The sequence below is a fragment of the Brevibacterium sp. FAM 24630 genome (assembly GCF_049804075.1).
GTDB lineage: Bacteria > Actinomycetota > Actinomycetes > Actinomycetales > Brevibacteriaceae > Brevibacterium.
Genome location: NZ_JBNBZD010000016.1, coordinates 1 through 18153, shown reverse-complemented (window position 1 = coordinate 18153; position 18153 = coordinate 1). Strand labels below are relative to the sequence as shown.

Annotated in this window: 15 protein-coding genes; 7 read left to right on the top strand and 8 right to left on the bottom strand. The window is 67.1% G+C overall.

Annotated features, from left to right (window positions below; translation table 11 throughout):
• Window positions 1-248: 248 nt before the first annotated feature.
• The gene (locus ACPUD7_RS12450) at window positions 249-980 is read left to right on the top strand and encodes an endonuclease domain-containing protein (protein ID WP_135537834.1); all 732 of its coding nucleotides are present in this window, start codon (window positions 249-251) and stop codon (window positions 978-980) included.
• Between the two features lie 152 nt (window positions 981-1132).
• Here the strand turns inward: ACPUD7_RS12450 and ACPUD7_RS12445 are convergent, their stop codons facing one another.
• A complete protein-coding gene (locus ACPUD7_RS12445; protein ID WP_135537836.1) occupies window positions 1133-1585 on the bottom strand; it encodes a MaoC family dehydratase in 453 nt (150 codons plus the stop codon).
• Window positions 1586-2021: 436 nt separating this feature from the next.
• Between ACPUD7_RS12445 and ACPUD7_RS12440 the strand changes: the two genes are divergently transcribed.
• Window positions 2022-2633, top strand: a complete 612-nt coding sequence (locus tag ACPUD7_RS12440) for a DUF1990 family protein (RefSeq protein ID WP_135541717.1) — start codon at window positions 2022-2024, stop codon at window positions 2631-2633.
• 90 nt (window positions 2634-2723) lie between these two features.
• Here ACPUD7_RS12440 and ACPUD7_RS12435 read toward each other — a convergent pair whose 3' ends face one another.
• The 4 genes from ACPUD7_RS12435 to ACPUD7_RS12420 form a co-directional block, all read right to left on the bottom strand.
• Complete coding sequence (locus tag ACPUD7_RS12435) at window positions 2724-3833, bottom strand: M15 family metallopeptidase (protein WP_135541715.1); 1110 nt, start codon at window positions 3831-3833, stop codon at window positions 2724-2726.
• Window positions 3834-4051: 218 nt separating this feature from the next.
• Window positions 4052-5338, bottom strand: a complete 1287-nt coding sequence (locus ACPUD7_RS12430) for a sensor histidine kinase (RefSeq protein ID WP_135541713.1) — start codon at window positions 5336-5338, stop codon at window positions 4052-4054.
• 4 nt (window positions 5339-5342) lie between these two features.
• Window positions 5343-6308, bottom strand: coding sequence for a response regulator transcription factor (locus ACPUD7_RS12425; RefSeq protein WP_425120072.1), 966 nt, complete (start codon window positions 6306-6308; stop codon window positions 5343-5345).
• On the bottom strand, window positions 6308-7075 hold the full coding sequence (locus ACPUD7_RS12420) for a hypothetical protein (RefSeq protein WP_425120071.1): 768 nt from the start codon (window positions 7073-7075) through the stop codon (window positions 6308-6310). Before ACPUD7_RS12420 ends, ACPUD7_RS12425 begins: the two co-directional genes overlap by 1 nt.
• Before the next feature lie 334 nt (window positions 7076-7409).
• On the opposite strand from ACPUD7_RS12420, the gene ACPUD7_RS12415 reads away from it, so the two are divergent.
• The gene (locus tag ACPUD7_RS12415) at window positions 7410-7691 is read left to right on the top strand and encodes a hypothetical protein (RefSeq protein WP_135541709.1); all 282 of its coding nucleotides are present in this window, start codon (window positions 7410-7412) and stop codon (window positions 7689-7691) included.
• Window positions 7692-8086: 395 nt separating this feature from the next.
• On the opposite strand, the gene ACPUD7_RS12410 is transcribed toward ACPUD7_RS12415, so the two are convergent.
• From ACPUD7_RS12410 to ACPUD7_RS12400, 3 genes are all read right to left on the bottom strand, one after another.
• The gene (locus ACPUD7_RS12410; RefSeq protein ID WP_135541707.1) at window positions 8087-10480 is read right to left on the bottom strand and encodes a heavy metal translocating P-type ATPase; all 2394 of its coding nucleotides are present in this window, start codon (window positions 10478-10480) and stop codon (window positions 8087-8089) included.
• Window positions 10480-10692 carry a heavy-metal-associated domain-containing protein gene (locus ACPUD7_RS12405; RefSeq protein ID WP_135541705.1) on the bottom strand — a complete coding sequence of 71 codons (213 nt, stop codon included), beginning with the start codon at window positions 10690-10692 and terminating at the stop codon, window positions 10480-10482. The genes ACPUD7_RS12410 and ACPUD7_RS12405 overlap by 1 nt, the downstream gene beginning before the upstream one ends.
• Window positions 10693-10779: 87 nt before the next feature.
• Entirely contained in the window at window positions 10780-11073 is a 294-nt protein-coding gene (locus ACPUD7_RS12400; protein ID WP_135541704.1) for a metal-sensitive transcriptional regulator, read from the bottom strand.
• Window positions 11074-11188: 115 nt separating this feature from the next.
• On the opposite strand from ACPUD7_RS12400, the gene ACPUD7_RS12395 reads away from it, so the two are divergent.
• From ACPUD7_RS12395 to ACPUD7_RS12380, 4 genes are all read left to right on the top strand, one after another.
• On the top strand, window positions 11189-13003 hold the full coding sequence (locus ACPUD7_RS12395) for an MOSC domain-containing protein (RefSeq protein ID WP_135541702.1): 1815 nt from the start codon (window positions 11189-11191) through the stop codon (window positions 13001-13003).
• An 88-nt stretch (window positions 13004-13091) separates the two neighbouring features.
• On the top strand, window positions 13092-14996 hold the full coding sequence (locus tag ACPUD7_RS12390; RefSeq protein WP_135541700.1) for a sensor histidine kinase: 1905 nt from the start codon (window positions 13092-13094) through the stop codon (window positions 14994-14996).
• 91 nt (window positions 14997-15087) lie between these two features.
• Window positions 15088-15822 (top strand): response regulator, encoded by a 735-nt coding sequence (locus ACPUD7_RS12385; RefSeq protein WP_135541698.1) that lies wholly within the window; start codon window positions 15088-15090, stop codon window positions 15820-15822.
• Window positions 15823-15915: 93 nt separating this feature from the next.
• The gene (locus ACPUD7_RS12380) at window positions 15916-17925 is read left to right on the top strand and encodes a penicillin-binding transpeptidase domain-containing protein (protein ID WP_135541696.1); all 2010 of its coding nucleotides are present in this window, start codon (window positions 15916-15918) and stop codon (window positions 17923-17925) included.
• The last annotated feature ends 228 nt before the right edge of the window (window positions 17926-18153 follow it).

Here is an 18153-nt window from a genome sequence, read left to right as displayed (position 1 = left end):
CGCCGCCGCGCGACAGTACGAAGCCGCGGAAGCTGCGCGTCCGGTCCTGGTCGGAGAAGCCACGTCAGTTGTTGACCGCCGCTATTCCGTTCACGAGGGCGCAGGCCGCTTCGCGGGGAATCACGCGTCGCGCGCTGGACGACGGGCGGAAGTACCAGCAGCTCGACTACGGCGTATGGGTCGAAGCCGCTCCCACGACTCGGGTCGTCGCTCCGACTTGGGCGGATACCGAGTGGATCGAAGAGCGAGTGAAGCTGTCGGGTCTGGCCTGCATCGACCCGAATGTGGTCGCCTGCAATGTCACTGCGGCACGGTTATATGGCTTGCCGGTGCCGTGGAATGCCGATACACGGATGCATGTGGCCCGCGAAGACAAGTGCCTGTCCAGGTATCGGAAGAATGTTGTCTTCCATCGCTACGAATGGCTGCGGTCGGAGAACTTCTTCGGTCTGCCGCTCGTCACGGTACCGCAGTTATTCATCGAACTTGCGCGGGTGCTGACGGTCAGGCAACTCGTGGAGCTTGGTGATGCCGCCGTCGGCCGGTGGCACGGTGGACCGGTGACAACCATCGACGAGATCCGCGCTGAGCTTGCTTCCCGCCGCCGAGTGTACGGACGTCTCACCGCTGAAAGCGCGCTCGACTTGGTCCGGGACGATGTGGACTCTCCACCGGAGACGAGGCTGCGATTGCATCTCATCGACGCAGGTCTTCCTGAACCCCTGGTCCATCCGGCAGTCATGTGTGCGCTCATCGGGACAGAACTCCATCCAGACATGGGCTATCCGTCGATCAGGCTCGCCATTGAGTACGAGGGAGACCACCACCGGAGCTCGCCTACCCAGTTTGCTGAGGACAATCGCCGCATCTCAGCACTTCAGGCGGAGGGTTGGACGGTCATCCGAGTATCGAAAGGCTCGGACATGTCGGAGATCTGCCGTCTGATCGCCCACCACCTGCGCGCAGGCGGACTTATCTGAGGACGCCACCTGGCCGCTGCGCCGGTCGGCGAAAGATAGGTGTGGTCAGATTGCCCAATTCAAGCTCGATATTGGCAATCTGACCACACCCATTTCGCTGGCAGATGGTATGACCCCGCTGGCAGTGTTGCGCCGCCCTACCGGACCGAGCCTCACTCGACGAGGAGGGTGACCACCTCGGCGACGCAGGCGGGACGTTCCTGGTCCTCGATCTCGATCGTGTGGTTGAGGATGACCTGCGTGCCCTTCTGGCCGCGGATGACCTCCTTGACCTCGACCCTGCCGCGCAGGCGCGAGCCGACGACCACGGGCTGGAGGAAGCGGACCTTGTTGAGTCCGTAGTTGACGCGGATGGACACGCCCTCGATCGTGAAGATCTCGGCGGAGAACTTCGGGATGAGCGAGAGGGTGAAGAACCCGTGGACGATGGTCGCACCATAGGGGCCCTCGGCCGCGCGGGCTTCGTCGATGTGGATCCACTGGTGGTCATCGGTGACATCGGCAAAGGTGTTGATGGCGTCCTGGTCCATCGTCGTCCACTCGGAGGCTCCGAGTTCTTGACCGATGAGCGATTCGATCTCGTCGATGCCGTTGATGGTGCGCATTGAAGGTTCTCCTTTGATCCTGGCGACGTTCGATCCCAACGACGCCGATCCTCGCGAATCCGCCTCGCCGAGGCGGGGCCGGCGGCTGACCGCGACCCGACCGAGCGACTGAGCGGACAATCGATTGGAAAGCGTCGTTCCTGGCATCATACGTCTCCGGCCGCTCGCCGCCACCCGGTCGTCCGGACTGTGAGTCGCGGACCGAGCGTTGCGAGGTGAGCGTCGCGCGCTGAGAGTCGCGAGGTGAGCGTCGCGAGGCCGGGAACCGGCACGGGCGCGGGCACGGGTAAGGGCCCCGGCGCGGGTGCGAGCACGGGCACGGGGACGGACCCCAGCACGGGCACGAGCACGGACACGGGCACGGGTAAGGGTCCCGGCACGGGCGCGGACCCCAGCACGGACCCCAGCACGGGTACGGGCACGTTAGATTGGTGGCATGGCCGAAAGCGCACACGATCGTCCCGAAACGCTCACGCATCCCCTCTCACCGAGGTGGCTGGAGCGACCCGACGGCTACCGCCATTTCGAGACCGCGTACTTCGTCGGGCACGGGAAGGACACCTTCGAACGCTGCGCCGAGGAGCTGCTGCATTGGGAGGTCAAGATCCGCAGCGGCTTCGACATCGACATCGGTGAGCGCGAGGCCGGCAGAGCAGGCGTCGGTGAGTGCGGAGACAGTGGGGGAATCGGTGGTGGCTGTGTAGATCGGGCAGGCAACAGCAGAAGTGCGCCGCCGCGGGTCGAGGCAGGACAGGAACCGACGATCCGAGTCCGCTTGGGCCCTTTCCGGCTGCCCGAGCCCTCCCGTGTCCTCGATGTGTTCGAGGCGACCGATCGGTGCGGTTTCACCTACGGCACGAAGCCGGGTCATCCGGTCACCGGGGAGGAGTCCTTCATCCTCGTGCGCACCCCCGATGACAGGGTGTTCCTCGTGCTGCGCTCGGTCTCACGGGCCGGAGCGGGCATCTGGCGCCTCGGCGAACCGTTCGTCAGGTTCGCGCAGGTGATCTATAGGCGCCGCTACGGCAGAGCACTGCTGCGAGGCTGAGCCGGGTGCGCGTCACGGCTGAAGCGCGGGCGCAGGGGCGGGCGTCCCGGCCGGGCCGGGTGGCCCGCTTCCAGGGGTTCGTGCCGCGGGTCAGTTGTCCTTGATCGACTGGCGGGCCGGGGTGTACTCCCAATGCCAGGGCTCGTACATACTCGACTTCGCCCAGTCAGGATTCTCCCAACCGTATTCGTCACCGTGCTCGACGAGCCAGCTCCAGGCGCCGGACTTCGATTCGACTCCGCCGCCGAGGTCGAGGGCGATTCCCCAACCGTGCAGCGATGTCCCCGGCTTCGCAGCCAGCCCCGGCTTCCGGCCGGCCACCGAAAGCTGCCCGGCCATGTCGCGGTAGGAGTCGGTGATCTGGAATTCCTTGCCGGTGTCCTTCTTGTAGGCGGCGTTCATCTTCGCGAAGGAGACCGCGGCATCGGCACGCAGGCGGTGGTCTTCCTTGCCGAGGTCGCACAGCCATTCCTCGGGCAGTTCGCCGTTGCCGGCGGATCGGTTGAAGTTCTGCTTCGCATCGCAGCCGGGCAGAGCGCTCTTCTCGACGGCGCGGGAAGCGGCTTCGACGTTCTTCTGCTTCGCGCTCGGGGCGCCGATCTCGACCGACGACTTCCCCTTCGACTCGGGGATCTCGGCATCGACTTTCTCCGGGCTGACCGCCGCAGGCTCTCCGGCGGCCGTGGGGTCGGTCTTGACCTCGGCACCACCGTTGAGATTGGTGACCAGCATCGTCACCGCAGTGGCGGCTCCGGCGACGGAGACGGCTGCCAGGGTCGAAACCGTCCGCACCTTCCGTCTGCGCACGGACTTGAGCAGGACACCGTCCGAACCGCGATGTTCTGCGGCTCCTGCGCTGACTCGACGAGCGGCAGGAGTCGTGGACGAGCCGAGGCTCGTGTGTGCTGCAGCGGATTCGCGGGCCCTGGCGGCCCGGCGCGGAGAGACGCCGGCAGCCTGAGCCTCTGCGGCCATTGCCGCACGGCGTGAGGGCAGGGGTGCGGAAGACGCACGGTGCTCGGCGGTCGTCGGGGTCGTGGCGGCCGTGTGCGTCGACGCCGCTGCCGTCGAGGTTTCGGTCAGGTCGGCCGGCGCCGAGACGCTGCGAGCGCTGGCGCGTCCGCGTGAGAACCGGGACTTCCGCCGGTGCAGATCGCGTCGACGCAATGGTGCCTCTGCGCTCGAGGGTGACTCTGACATAACTCTCCGTATGTGTCGCTGACTCGTCGAAGGCTGTCGGCCGATCCGACCGCTTCAACACAACATCACAAAAGTGTAACGGTCATGTATAGAAACTGTCATATATTCGTGATGAGTCGCACTCATGGTGATCGAGGCGACTGCGCGAAAATCCGGCAGGAACAGGGCGTCATCCCTGGTGAGCAGCTCAGAAGCGGGGGAGGGCCGCCTCGGCGAGGTTATTCTCCTGTGCTGTCGATGTACTGTCTCAGCGCGCGATCCTGGGCCTCTTCGTCGGGGAAGATCGCTTCGGTGCGGGCGCCGCCGGTGACGGAATCGTTGCTGAAGATCAGCGTGATGCCGAGCAGGCGGGCCTGGCCCTGAGCGATGACGAGGCCGAGGCCCATGCCGCCGCCTCCGGCAGAGACGAAGCGGGTCGGGCCGGTGTTGACGATGTCGGGCGGATAGCCGGGGCCGGAGTCGGTGATGACGATGCTGCGGGTGGAGGTCTCGAGGCGGATCGGGTCGCCGCCGTGCTTGATGGCGTTGACGAGCAGGTTCGAGATGATGCGTTCGAAGCGGCGCACATCGGTGACCAGCGTCGAGTTCAGCGCCGCCAGGTGGGTGTCGATCGTGTGCCCGGCCAGGGCTCCGGAAGCGTCCATCGTGCCGAGCAGGGAGCGGATCGCCTGATCGACGTCGACGCGGGTGAACTCGGGGTTCGCCCGCCCTGCGTCGAGTCGGGAGACCTCGAGGAGATCCTCGACGAGGACCTGCATCCGCTGCACTCGGTCCTTGACCAGTTCGGCCGGGCGGGAGTCCTCCTCGAGCAGGTTCGCGGCATTGACGAGCCCGGTCAGCGGGGTGCGCATCTCGTGCGCGAGGTCGGCGGTGAAGCGCTGTTCGGAGTCGATGCGTTCGGTCAGCCGGGCCACCGCGGTGTCGACGGCCGTGGCGAAGGCCCACACCTCCTGATCGGATTCGTCGATGACATCGGCGATGCGGGTCGAGGTGTCACCGCCGGCGATCTTGCGGGCGGCCTGCGCGCCGAGGGTGAGCCTGCGCGAGATGCGGCCGGCGACGATCGAGCCGACGCCGCCGACGACGAGGGCCGAACCGATCATGCCCACCAACAGCGCCTGGTCGATGCGACCGATGAGCACCTGGCTGTCTTTCGTCGAGGCACGCACGGAGATCACTTCGGTGTAGGAGCCGACCTCGATGGGGGCGGCCGCCCACACGATCTCCTCGCCGTCGACCTCGGACCGGATCGTCACGCTCTGGCCCTTGAGCGCCGAGCTGCGGGCGTCTTTGGGCAGCTGCGGGTCATCGATGCGGGCGTTGAGGGTGAGCACCCCGGTCTCGGAGAAGATGGCCGTCGCATTCGTCAGCTGCTCGGTCACGGTCGAGCGCATCCGATCGTCCTCGGCGCGGGCCGCAGACTGGCGGAGCACGATCGAACAGGACAGGACGGCGATGATCACCGAGGCGACGATGAGCAGAGAGATCTTCCAGCGCAGCGACATGCGATCAGCCTGCGAAGCGGTAGCCGAATCCGCGAACGGTTTCGATCATGCTCGCCCCGATCTTCTTCCTCAGCCGCTGGATGTGGACGTCGACGACGCGGGAATCGCCGGCCCATTCGTAGCCCCACACTGTGAACGCGATCTTCTCGCGGGAGTAGACGTGTTCGGGCTGTTCGGTCAGCAGCAGGAGGACGCGCAGCTCGGTGGGAGTGAGGTGGACCTCCTCGCCGTCGATCTCCACGGTCAGGCGGCCGGTGTCGAGGACGAGGGAGCCCAGCCGGGTCCGGAACGGACCCAGCCCGTCGTCACCGGTCGATCCGGGCTGCACGGACGGAGCGTCGCTGGGCCGTGGAGGAACCCCGGCGTCACCGCCGATGGCCTCTTCGTCCTCAGCCGCCTCGGGGGCGGTGGTGAATTTCCCGCCGGCGCCGAGGTAGGTGTCATCGGATTCGAGCTGCGCCCGCAGCCGATCCCGGGTGTCCATTCCGGGGCTGGCGCCGAGGACCTCGGGGATGCCGTCGCCGGTGACCATGCCGCCGGGACCGATCACGGTCTCCTCGGGTTCGTCCGCCTCGGGGGAGGGGGAGTAGCCGAACCGGTCTGTGCCGGTGGTGATGAAACGGCGCACGACGGCGCGGATCCGAGCGTTGAGGACCTGCATGTCGAAGGGTTTGGTGAGGTAGTCATCGGCTCCGGCTTCGAGGGCCTGGACGATGTCGATGGCATCGGAGCGGGCGGAGATGATGATGATCGGGATCGTCGAGCGCTCACGCACGGCGCGGCAGATGGAGGCGCCGTTCATCGTCGGCAGCATGAGGTCGAGGAGGAGGACGTCGGCACCGTGAGCGGAGACGAATTCGTACCCCTCGCGGCCGTCGGCAAACGCCGAGACCGTGTAATCGAAGCGTTCGAGCCCGATCTGGGTCGTTTCCCGGATGACCTCGTCATCCTCGACCAGAACTATATGCATTACGTTTCTCCATTAAGCCGCGTGAAGCGTTGACCTGGTTCAAACCTACCGTCGTGCAGGCGGAACACCTGCACCGACCAGCCTGACGGGCAGCAGGCGTCGTCCCCGTCTGCGAACATCGCCTCCTGCACCACCAGTGTCCCATTCTTGCCGGGACTGAGTTTGAGCTGATTTCCGGTGGCGATGAGTTCGAGCCGGGGTTTGCCGTTGTGTTTGCTGATGACCGCGCCCGCGATGAGCTCGTCGCGCTGCTGAGGGTTCGCCACCGTCACCACCTGGAACTTCTGATCGTCGCGGTGGAACGGAGTGGAGAACTTCAAGCACTCCTCGCAGTCGGCGACGACCTTCGCCGTCTCGGCGGCGCTGCCGGTGACCGCGACTCCCGAGGCGTCGACGATGGTCTTGCGGATCGTCTTGAGGGAGAACGGTTTGTTCGGCGGTCCGGCATCGGCGCTGTCGGGGGCGAAGAGGGACGGGGAGGGATTGCCCTCGGGTGAGACCTTGAGGCCGCGGTCGGGCCCGCATGCGGTGAGGGTGACCGCCATGACTGCGACGAGCATGATGGCGGCGAAGGCGCGAAGGGCGGTGCGGGGGCGCGGGGTGACGGCGATGTTCGGGGCGCCGGAGGAGTTCGTGTGGGGGATGTCAGGGGTGCCGGTGACGCTCGAGGTGCCGGTGTGCGCGCAGAATTCGGGACCAGGCCAGGCCTGGCCGGAGTGAAATGGGCGCAACGCCTCCCCGGAGGCGTGTCTGGAGGGGACGGACACATGCCTATTTTTGCCTGTTCTGAACTCGTAGTCCACCTGATCGTCTGGACAGGCGAGTCGGACCCGGCCGGGATGACCAGCGGTGGGACTGCTCTCGCACGGCTCAAGGTGTCTTGAAGCCACCTCGGTGAGGGTGGGAAGGGCGGTCGCGGTCCACCGCCCCCGGGGCGGGAGCGGAGTGAGGGCGAGAGGGTGCCGCTCCGGGGCGGGAGCGGAGTGAGGGCGAGAGGGTGCCGCTCCGGGGCGGGAGCGGAGTGAGGGCGAGAAGTCGCGTGGGGATGACCTCGGTTCCGGGTGGGGTCGACTCTCAGGTCGGGCGGGTAGAATAGAGGGCATGGCGCCAACGAACACCCCGAAGAAGAAGTCCACAGGCGGCAAGCCGACGAGCACCGTGTCGTATAAGGACGCGATCAAGGTCGGCGTCGTCTGCGGGATTGCGACTCTGATCCTCGCGATCATCGTCACCCGATCCTGGCAGGACCCTCGTGCCTTCGGCTACGCATTCATCTACGCCGGTGCCGCATTCGTGGTGGTCGCCGGCTTCGCGAGCTACCTCAACTGGGTGATGCGCAAGGACACGCAGAACCAGAATCAGTCCTACCCGGTCCTCAAGTAGGACTCCTCAACTCGACGTCAGACAGGTCGGTCGGTGTTGGAAGCTTCACGGCTTCGACACCGACCGACCTGTCTGCATGTGTCGGGCGACTGAGCCGACGGCGTGTGCCGGACGACTGACCAGCCTGCGTGTGTCGGGCGACTGCGGCGGGAGCATCCCTCACCGTTAGCGGCTTGTCCTACGGTTGCTCCCGACTCGAACCGTCAGCGCCTCAACCACCCGGTGCTGCAGGAGGTTGTGACGCTGACGGTGACTGATGCCGCCTGAGGCCTGCGTCCGGCCACTCGCCACCCGGTGCGGTAGGAGGTTGTGACGCTAATGGTGACTGATGCCGCCCGCCCAGCCACCCGCTGCCCGCCTCGCCGCCCGGCCACCTGCCGCACAGCCCCTCGGGATCATTTGAAGCGGAGGAGGCGGAGACTGTTGAGGACGACGAAGACTGACGAGAACGCCATCGCGGCACCGGCGATCATCGGATCGAGCAGACCGAGGGCCGCGATCGGGATCGCCGCCGTATTGTAGGCGAAGGCCCAGAACAGGTTGCCCTTGATGAGCCCCAAGGTTCTGCGCGAGAGCCGGATCGCCTGCGGGATCTGGCGCGGATCGGATTTGACCATGGTGATGTCCGAAGCCGCCATGGCGGCATCGGTGCCCGAGCCCATCGCGATGCCGAGGTCGGCCCCGGCCAGAGCCGCGGCATCGTTGATCCCGTCGCCGACCATCGCCACGGCTCGGCCCCGTTCCTGGAGTTCGGCGACCACAGCGACCTTGCCTTCGGGGCGGACGTCGGCGCGCACCTCGTCGATCCCGAGGGACTCGGCGACCACCTGGGCGGCCTGCTCGTTGTCACCGGTGAGCAGCACGGTGTCGAGACCGAGCGAGTGCAGCTCGGCGATGGCATCGGCGGCCGAGGGCTTGGCCACGTCGGAGACGAAGCTCAGGCCCCGGAAGTCACCGTCGATGGCGAGCGCGACGATCGTGGCACCGCGCGGGACGGACTCGGCTGAGTAGTCGAGGCTGATGCCGTGCTCGCGGAGCAGCCCCGGGCGACCGGCGAGGACATCGGAGCCGTCGATCGTGGCCCGCAGGCCGCCGCCGGGAATGTTCTCGAAGTCCGTGACCGCACCACCGGATGTGACTGCACCACCGGATGTGACCGTGCTACCGGATGCGGCTGCCGCACCGGGCGTGGCTGCCGCATCGGACGTGACCGGATCATCGGACGCGACTGCCGCGCTCGCCGAGGCGGCCGCATCCGTCGCGCTGTATGTTTCCGTCCCGCCGGACGCCTCCGTGCCGGCAGCTTCGGATGAGGCCCCGACGGCCTCGGATGAGACATCAACGGCCTCGGGTGAGGCCCCGACGACCTCAGGTGAGGCAGCGACGATGGCACGCGCAATCGGATGCTCGCTGCGCGATTCCAGTCGCGCGAGGACCTCGAAGTCCGCCGGCGACAGGTCGGTTCCGACCAGACTCATCACGCCGGTGGTCAGGGTTCCGGTCTTGTCGAGGACGACCGTATCGATCCCGCGCGTGGACTCGAGCGCTTCGGGGCCGGAGACGAGGATGCCCAACTGCGACCCGCGCCCGGAGGACACGGCCAACGCGGTCGGGGTGGCCAGGCCCAGGGCGCAGGGACAGGCGATGATGAGGACGGTGAGCCCGGCGTGCAGGCCCGCGGCCCAATCGCCGGTGGTCAGTCCCCAGGTGAGTAGGGTGAGCACGGCGATGCCGAAGACGATCGGCACGAACACCGCTGAGATCCGATCCGCCAGACGCTGCACGGCCGGTTTGCCGGTCTGCGCGCGGCTGACGAGGTCGGCCATGGCTGCCAGGGTCGTGTCCGAACCGACTCGCGTGGCCCGCACCTCGAGTACCCCCGAGGTGTTGATCGTGGCTCCGGTGACGCTGTCGCCGGGCGCGACCTCGACCGGTACGGATTCGCCGCTGAGCATCGCCTCGTCGATGGCTGAATGTCCGGCGAGGACCTCACCGTCGGTGGCGATCTTCTCGCCGGGACGGGCGAGGAACACATCGCCGACGGCGAGTTCGTCGATCGGCACCTGTTCCTCGGTGCGGGTGCCGCCCGTCCTCTCGCGCAGCACCGTCGCCGACTTTGCGCCGAGGTCGAGCAGGGCCTTCAGCGCGGCGGTGGCCCGGGACTTCGCCCGATCCTCGGTGAGCTTGCCGATGAGCAGGAACACCGTGATCGCCGCGGCGGCTTCGAACCACACATGGTATTCGCCGGGCACATTCCAGCCGTGGCCGTCGGCCACCGCCCGCCCGAGCGTGAAATAGGAGTACAGGCTGGCCACGGTGATGCCGACGCTGACGAGGGTGTCCATCGTCGTCGACCCTCCGCGGGCGGCCTTGAACGCCGCCGAGTGGAACGGCCACGCACCCCACGTGACCACCGGCAGGGCCAGCAGACCGGCCACCCACTGCCAACCGGCGAAGTGCCAGCTCATGACCATCGAGATCGCCACGATCGGTGCGGCCAGGACGAGCGAGCCGAAGAATCGCGGCCGCAGGTGCCGCGGGTCGTAATCGACGATCTCGGGACCGGACCCGCCCGACGGGGAGCGCACCGTGGCACCGTATCCGGCCTTTTCGACGGCGGCGGTGATGTCGTCGTCGCGCAGCTCGGATTCGATGATCACGTGCGCGGTCTCCAGCGGCAGGTTGACCTCCGCGGTGACCCCGTCGAGGCGGGTGAGCTTCTTCTCGATGCGGGCCGAACAGGATGCGCAGGTCATCCCCGTGATGTCGAGATCGACCTCGCGTGACATCACTTCACCTCGTAGCCGGCCTCATCGACGGCGGCACGGATCGCCGCATCGTCGAGGGCATCCGCCGAGGTGATCGTGACCGGGGAATCGCCCCCGGCGTTGAGTTCGATGGAGACGTCGCTCACGCCCGCAAGGGCCCCGAGCTCTTCCTTGACAGCGGCTTCGCAGTGTCCGCAGGTCATGCCCGAGACGGTGATGTTCGTGGTCGTCATCTTTTCTCCTATCAGCGGTGAATGGTGCCCGAAGCCTGCAGCTTTCGGCGTCGTCCGGCTCCCGAGGAGCGGACGCGGCCCAGAGGCTCAGCTCTTGATGAGTCGGGCGATTGCGGCTGATGCCTCCTCGACCTTCTTCCGCGCGGCTTCGTCGTCGCCGGATGAGGCGGCGTCGACCACGCAGTGAGCGATGTGCTCTTCGAGGAGGTTGATGGAGACCGCGTGCAGCGCGGCTGTCGCGGCGGAGACCTGGGTGAGGATGTCGATGCAGTACTTGTCGTCATCGATCATCTTCCCGATGCCGCGGACCTGTCCTTCGATCCGCTTCATCCTCCGCGCGAGAGCGTCCTTCTGCGGGGTGTATCCATGGTGCTCAGTCATGCTCACACCGTATACCCCTATAGGGTATAAATCAACGGCACCCCTCGCCGAAGCGGCCCCGCCGTCCCACCCCGCCCCGTGCCGGCCGGGTGGGCGGAGTCCTACAATCGAAGACATGCGAGTTGCCAGACTGTTCCGTTTCCCCGTCAAGGGATTCCCCGCCGAAGAGCTCACCGAAGCCCGTGTGGTCAAGGGACACGGAATCCGCGGCGACCGCGTCACCGCGTTCACCAACGGCAGCCTCGACGTTCCCGATGACGCCTGGCACTCCTATTCCGCCTTCACGGTGCTCAAGAACGACCCCGAACTGCAGAAGTGGGGCGTGAGTGCCACCCTCGCCGAGGAGGCTGCCGGCGATTCCGCGAACGCCGATGACTCCGAGGGCGGCGGTCGCGCGGAAGAATCCGCGACCGTGACGCTGACGTCGCCGGCCGGGGAGGCGACGACGTTCGCCACGGACGACGCGGACAGCCGTGCCGCCTCGGCGGAATTCCTCTCGAAGCGCATACCCCCTCAGGGTACATTTCCGCGGTCTCTGGCGGTCGCGGAACAGGGGATGTTCGACTCGCAGAAGTCGGGGATCTCGATCATCAATCCGGCCTCGGTGGAGGCGATCTCCGCGACCGAGGAGGGAATCGAGGGCCTCGACCTCGATCCGCTGCGCTTCCGCGGCAACGTCCTCGTCGAGGGCCTCGCCCCGTTCGAGGAGTTCGCGCTCATCGGCTCGATCGTCCGCCTCGGCGGGGTGCGACTGGCGATCCGCTCGTCGATCGAACGGTGCCCGGCGACGACGGTCAACCCCGTGACGAAGGCCGTCGACGTCAACGTCCCGCGGCTGCTCAACTCCGCGTGCGGTCACCTGCACTGCGGCGTCTACGGCGAGATCCTCGACACCGGCGATGTCGCGGTCGGCGATGAGATCGGCGTCGAGGGCCGGGCCCCGCGCGAACTCGTCAAGACCGCGCGCACCCCGCGATTCATGACGGTGGTCGGCAAGCAGCAGATCTGCAATGACATCGTCGAGGTCTCCCTGCGCGATGATCTCGGCTGGATCCGCGAATTCGACGAACCGGGCATGAACCTGCGCGTCCACCTCGAACTCGGTGCGCCGTTCTGGCGCACGTACACGATCACCGACGTCGTCGACGACATCGTGCGCATCGCCGTGCGCACCCAGGGGCGGGGATCCCGCGCGGTCGCCTCCCTCGAGGACGGGGAGCGCATCCTCACCTCCGGTCCGCACGGAACCATGACCGCCTCCCGCGTCTTCGGAGGGACGACGGCCCTGGTCACCGCCGGAATCGGGATCACCCCGAGCCTCGGACTGCTGCGCGTTGAGGGGCATGGCGAACTGCCCGAGACCGACCGGATCAAACTCTTCCACATCGACCGCGACCACCGCACCGCGTGCCTGTGGAACCGACTGCAGGACCGCGCCACCGGCGGTCGGATCCCCGTCGAAGCCCACCACCGCGACACCGCGACCGCCGGGCGACCGAGCCACCGCGAACTCGTCGACTGGGTGGCCGGATGCGACAACGTCATGGTCTGCGGGCCCCGCGACTTCACCGCCGCCGTGCTCGCGGCAAGCGACGAAGCGGGAGTCCCCGCCGTCCACCAGGAGACCTTCGCCTCCCCGAACACGGGCATGAGCGAGACCATCGCCGCCTGCCCGCCCGCCGAGGTGACGCTGGAGAATTCCGGCACGAGCTTCATGTGGCAACCGCAGGAGGGCACCCTGCTCGAATCCCTGGAAGCCCGCGGGTTCCAATCCGCGAGCTCCTGCCGCGGTGGATCCTGCGGAACCTGCGCGGTGTCCCTGACCGCCGGTTCCGTGCTCTACCCCATCGAACCGGTCGCCCAGGTCGACACCGACGAAGTGCTCGTGTGCTCCGCGATCCCGGCCGGACCGATCAGCCTCCGCCTCTGAGCCCGAACTCGGACGGCCGCCTCGGCGAGGCGGTTCCGCCTTCTTCGCCCCACCGGACGGCGGTGAGACGGGTGGCACAATGGTTTCCATGCCCAGAAAGAAGCGCTCCGTCCTGACGACGGCCACCACCGGACCGGTGGGCCGTCTGAGTCGGTGGGTCCGCCTTTCCGCGGCCGGACGGATCATGTTCGCGAACTCGATCATGCTCGTGGGCATCATGGTGCTCACGACGAGTCTGCTCTACCTCCAGCTCTCCCAGCTGAACACGAAGCGCGAACAGGACCTGCTGCGCTCGGCCGCCGACAACATGTCGCTGTCGCTCGGGCTCGTCGGCACCGGTGAGGCCGGCAGCGACGACTTCCTCGACGCGGAGTCCCGCGCCGATGTCGAGACGATGCTCGGCAACGTCATCAGCCAATACGGGTTCGACATCGCCGCCGTCGTGCCCATCGACTTCCTCCTCACCCCGCCGACCCTGGGCTCTCCTGACCGACAGCAGGCGCTGGAGAAGAAGGCCGCCTCGGCGAATTCCGGCACGATCCCCGAGGACTCGATCGATCAGCTGGCCCAATCCGTCGACGAGGAGTCTCTCGAGAAGGGGCGGACGACTGTGCGCTTCATCGACGACGGCGGGCCCGGCGACGGCACCATGTACGTCGTCACCCCGGTCTATGCCGAACACCTCGGCGCCGACGGCGTGGGACCGGACACCGTGGTCGGGGCTGTGATCGTCGGCAGCTCCGCCGACTCGGTCCGCGAAGGCTTCCTCGCGCAGGGCAAATGGCTCATCGGCATCGCGGTGCTCACTCTGCTCCTGGGCATCGGCTCGTCATGGGTGACCTCCCGCGGGCTGCGCCGGGTCACCGGCGACTACGGAGCCGACGAACTGCGCAGCATGCTCGACTTCTACTCCTCCGTACTCAAAGCGGTCTCCGAGGGCCTGCTCCTCGTCGACCGGCTGCGGGGGATCGTGCTCATCAACGCCGAAGCCCGCGAGCTGCTCGGCCTGCCGGCGGCCGCAGACGATGCCGACCCGGCCCGCGCCTCGACGGAGGAGATGCCCTTGAACGGCGTCGACCTGCCCGAGGCCCTGCATGACCTGCTCGCTTCCGGCCGCTGGGCCCGCGACGAGATCCACTACACCGATGACCGGGTGCTCGTGGTCAATCAGCAGCCCACCGAGGCGGCCAGCGACACCTGGGTCGTGACCATGCGCGACCACACGGAGCTGGCCGAACTCTCCGGCGAACTCGTCTCCGTGCGCTCATTCTCCGATTCCCTGCGGGCCCAGACCCACGAATACGCGAACCGGCTGCACATGGTCGTGTCCCTGCTCGAGACCGGGCACGTCGACGAGGCCATCGACTTCGCCGCCAAAGACCTCGACGACCTCAACCGCGTCAACGGAGACGGGTCGATGACCTTCGACCACCCCGTCCTGTCCGCCCTGCTGCTGTCGAAGATCGCCCAAGCCGCCGAGGTGGGGATCGAGATGACGGTGGACACCGCGGGTCTCACGGGCCGCCTCAGCGGGGACGACCGGGATCTCGCGACGATCCTCGGCAACCTCATCGACAATGCCTTCGACGCGCTGGGCAGGCAGGACGTGCTGCCCGAGGACAAGCGAGTCCACGTCGAACTGTCCGGCTCGGGTGGATCCGGAGGGTTCACGATCGAGGTCAGCGACGATGGTCCCGGCATCGACGAGGAGCACCTCGATGCGATCTTCGAACGCGGATGGTCGACGAAGCACGACGGCGTCGAGACCGACCAGGGGCAGGGACGTCAGCAGACGGGCACCCGCGGAGTCGGGCTCTCGCTGGTCGTGCAGGCGATCCGCCGCCTCGGGGGAGCCGTGGACGTGCAGGGCCGGGGTGAGGACTGCGACCGATTCAAGGGCGCCGTGCTCACGGTGTGGCTGCCGGACCGCCTCGGCGCCGTGGCCGCGGCGGGGGCCGCAGCGGACGCAGGCACTCATCCTGACCGGGAGTGAGCCCGAGCCTGTGGCCGTCATGGAACAGCGATGTGCCCGGACTGCAACACGATCGGGGTCGCTGTCAAACGGCTGAAGCTAGACTGACAGCATGTCGGATACAACTGCCCCAGGGTCGAGCATCGGTGTGCTCGTCGTCGAGGACGAGATGGTCGCCGCCCGTGCCCACGCGAAGTACGTCGACCGCCTCGACGGCTATCACGTTGCGGGGGTGGCGAAGAACGCCACCCAGGCGATGGCCGCTCTGACCGGACAGATCTGCGGTCTCGACCCCGCCGGCATCCACCTCGTACTCCTCGATATGAACCTGCCCGACGGCCACGGGCTCCAGGTCTGCCGAGCCATCCGCGGCCAACGTGTCGACGTGGACATCATCGCCGTCACCGCCGCCAGGGACATGCAGATCGTGCAGGAGGCCCTGTCCTACGGGGTCGCCCAGTACATCATCAAGCCCTTCACGTTCCCCGTCTTCAAATCCAAACTCGAGGCGTACTCCTCATTCCGCAACCGCCTCGGCGGTGATTCGAATGACGGCGAAGTCACGCAGACCGAGGTCGACAAGGCGATCTCGGCACTGCGCACCCACACCGTGGCCGCGACCGCGAAGGGCGTGCCCGATGCGGTGCAGGACGAAGTCCGCGTCCTGCTGAATGAGAATCCCGGACAGTCCGCCGCCGAGGTGGCCGAAGGCCTCGGAGTCTCGCGTGTCACCGCTCGCCGCTACCTCGAATCCATGGCCGACGCGGGCATGCTCGAACGTCGTCCCCGCTACGGGGCGACCGGCCGCCCCGTCCTCGAATACACCGTCGTTTTCGACGCCACCTGACCGCACCGTCGCGGCGGGCGAGGGGATCAGCCGACCGCGACGCTTCGGGGTCCGGCGATGGACATCGCGAACACCTCGGTGGAGGATGGTTCCATGTCGAAGAAGTCGCAGGTCTGGTTGGCCACCGTCCTTGTCCTCATCCTGCTTCTCGGTGCTGGTGCCTTCGCGATCTTCCGACTCCCCATGCTCAAGTCCACCGCGGCGCAGGCCGCCGCCCACGATCTCGCCGAGGGGCAGCTGACCTCGGACATCTGGCATGAGAAGGACCTCGCTCAGGGCCTGTTCGACCGGGTCACGAAATCCTTGGGCAAGCGGGTCGATCTGCGCTCGGTCACCGTCGAGGACATCACCGAATCCGAGGGCCGGACCGTGGCGAGACTCGACTGGACTTGGGCGAACCTCGACGGTGAGGCCTGGAAGTACAGTTCCGAACTGCCGCTGGAGAAGAAGGGCCTCTTCTGGTGGGCGGGCCTCACCGAGAAGTCCATCCACCCGAAACTCGCTCGTGGCGGCAGCTTCGCACTGCGCGCGAACCCGGGCAGACGAGGAAAGATCCTCGGCGCCGACGACGCAGTGCTCATGGAGGAAGGGAAGGTCGTCGATATCGGCCTCCACCCGAACCGCTTGGAGCCCGACACCCTCGGCAGACTCGTCGACGCGCTCAACAAGGACGTCGACTCCCTCGACCTCGACGTCGGGGACCTCGAAGACGCGGTCGACGAGGCGGAGGGCAACCGACTCGTCCCCGTCGTGACCCTGCGCGAAGACGACTACGCACGGGTCAAGGACGCCATCCACGACCTGCCGGGGGTCCTCTTCTCCGAAGACAGTCAGACGCTCACGCGAAGCCGCGGATTCGCACAGGCCACCCTCGGCTCGGCCGGGCCCGCCAGCGCCGAAGACATCAAGAGTTCCGACGGTGAGGTCATCGCCGGAGACATCGTCGGACGCACCGGTTTGCAGAAGACCTTCAACACCCGACTCAGCGGCCCCGGCAGCGTCGAAGTCTTCGCCAAAGGCGATGCGACCGATGACAAAGGCGGCACGACGAAGCTGACGAGCCTGCACGCCTTCGAGCAGAAGGACGGCGAGGACGTCGAGACCACCCTCGATGTGAAGACCCAGAACGCCGCAGACAAGGCAGCCGCCACGGGGAAGAAGCCGACCGCCGTCGTCGTCATCCGGCCCAGTGACGGTCGCGTGCTGGCCGTGGCCAACCACGATCCGAAGGGCGCGGCCTGGGACCGGGCGCTGAGCGGGCAATACGCTCCCGGTTCGGTGTTCAAGATCGCCTCGGGACTCGCGCTCCTCGAATCCGGGGTGAAGCTCAGCGACGATATCGCCTGCCCGCAGACCGTGACGGTCGGTGGGAAGAAGTTCAAGAACGCCGAGGATGAGGTCCTCGGGAAGGTCACCTTCGCCGAGGATTTCGCCCACTCCTGCAACACCGCCTTCGTGTCCTCGGGAGAGAAGGTCAGTGGCGATGACGTGGCGGACGCGGCCGCCCAGCTCGGCATGACGCCCGGGGTCGGGACGGAGGAAAGCGGCTCCGGCAAGGACGCAGACGACTTCAGGAAGAACACAGCCGGTGCGGGAGCCCTGGGCATCGGCGCGAAGATGGCCTCGGTGCCGGCCGACGGCGACGAGGTCACGCACGCCGCGCAGATGATCGGCCAGGGCAAGGTTCAGGCGAGCCCGCTGGCAGTGGCGACGATGGCCGCCTCGGTGACGGCCGGCGAGACTGTGGCCCCGCAGCTCATCGGCGGCGATGCCCGCGATGATGCGAACGCGGACGACGAGGGCACAGATGGTGCCGCCGAGGACGCTCCCACACTCGATGGGGACGCGGCGAAGGAGCTCTCGGACATGATGCGCGAAGCTGTCACCGACGGCACCGCCACCGCGCTCAAGGACGTTCCCGGCGATCCCGTTCACGGCAAGACCGGCACCGCCGAATACGGTGACGAGACCCCGCCGCGCACACACTCGTGGTTCGCCGGATTCCAAGGGGACCTGGCCGTGGCGGTCCTCGTCGAGGACGGCGGATTCGGCGCCGAGGCGGCCGTGCCCGTCGCGCACGAATTCTTCGACCGCATCAACTGAGTTTGCACCGACCGAGCTCTACCGGGCCAGCTTGGGCCGAAACATAGGTCGCAATCGGACAACCGGGCAAAAACATAGGTCGCAATCGGACATTTTCTGACGGGCGGTTTCTATCTTCTAGTGCAACACCCGGCCTGACCAGCACGGTCGGGTCGGGACAGCACTTGAGAAGGAGCCCATCATGCGACCAGTCCCTTTCGACCACCTCGACGCGTTCTTCGTCTGCCT

Coding starts and splice junctions, on each gene's coding strand:
- ACPUD7_RS12445 (WP_135537836.1), bottom strand. CDS start 1,585: ATGCGCACCATCAACGGCATCGACGAGATCGAATCGCTCATCGGTCAA.
- ACPUD7_RS12440 (WP_135541717.1), top strand. CDS start 2,022: ATGGCCGAAAGCGCACACGATCGTCCCGAAACGCTCACGCATCCCCTC.
- ACPUD7_RS12435 (WP_135541715.1), bottom strand. CDS start 3,833: ATGTCAGAGTCACCCTCGAGCGCAGAGGCACCATTGCGTCGACGCGAT.
- ACPUD7_RS12430 (WP_135541713.1), bottom strand. CDS start 5,338: ATGTCGCTGCGCTGGAAGATCTCTCTGCTCATCGTCGCCTCGGTGATC.
- ACPUD7_RS12425 (WP_425120072.1), bottom strand. CDS start 6,308: ATGCATATAGTTCTGGTCGAGGATGACGAGGTCATCCGGGAAACGACC.
- ACPUD7_RS12415 (WP_135541709.1), top strand. CDS start 7,410: ATGGCGCCAACGAACACCCCGAAGAAGAAGTCCACAGGCGGCAAGCCG.
- ACPUD7_RS12410 (WP_135541707.1), bottom strand. CDS start 10,480: ATGTCACGCGAGGTCGATCTCGACATCACGGGGATGACCTGCGCATCC.
- ACPUD7_RS12405 (WP_135541705.1), bottom strand. CDS start 10,692: ATGACGACCACGAACATCACCGTCTCGGGCATGACCTGCGGACACTGC.
- ACPUD7_RS12400 (WP_135541704.1), bottom strand. CDS start 11,073: ATGACTGAGCACCATGGATACACCCCGCAGAAGGACGCTCTCGCGCGG.
- ACPUD7_RS12395 (WP_135541702.1), top strand. CDS start 11,189: ATGCGAGTTGCCAGACTGTTCCGTTTCCCCGTCAAGGGATTCCCCGCC.
- ACPUD7_RS12390 (WP_135541700.1), top strand. CDS start 13,092: ATGCCCAGAAAGAAGCGCTCCGTCCTGACGACGGCCACCACCGGACCG.
- ACPUD7_RS12385 (WP_135541698.1), top strand. CDS start 15,088: ATGTCGGATACAACTGCCCCAGGGTCGAGCATCGGTGTGCTCGTCGTC.
- ACPUD7_RS12380 (WP_135541696.1), top strand. CDS start 15,916: ATGTCGAAGAAGTCGCAGGTCTGGTTGGCCACCGTCCTTGTCCTCATC.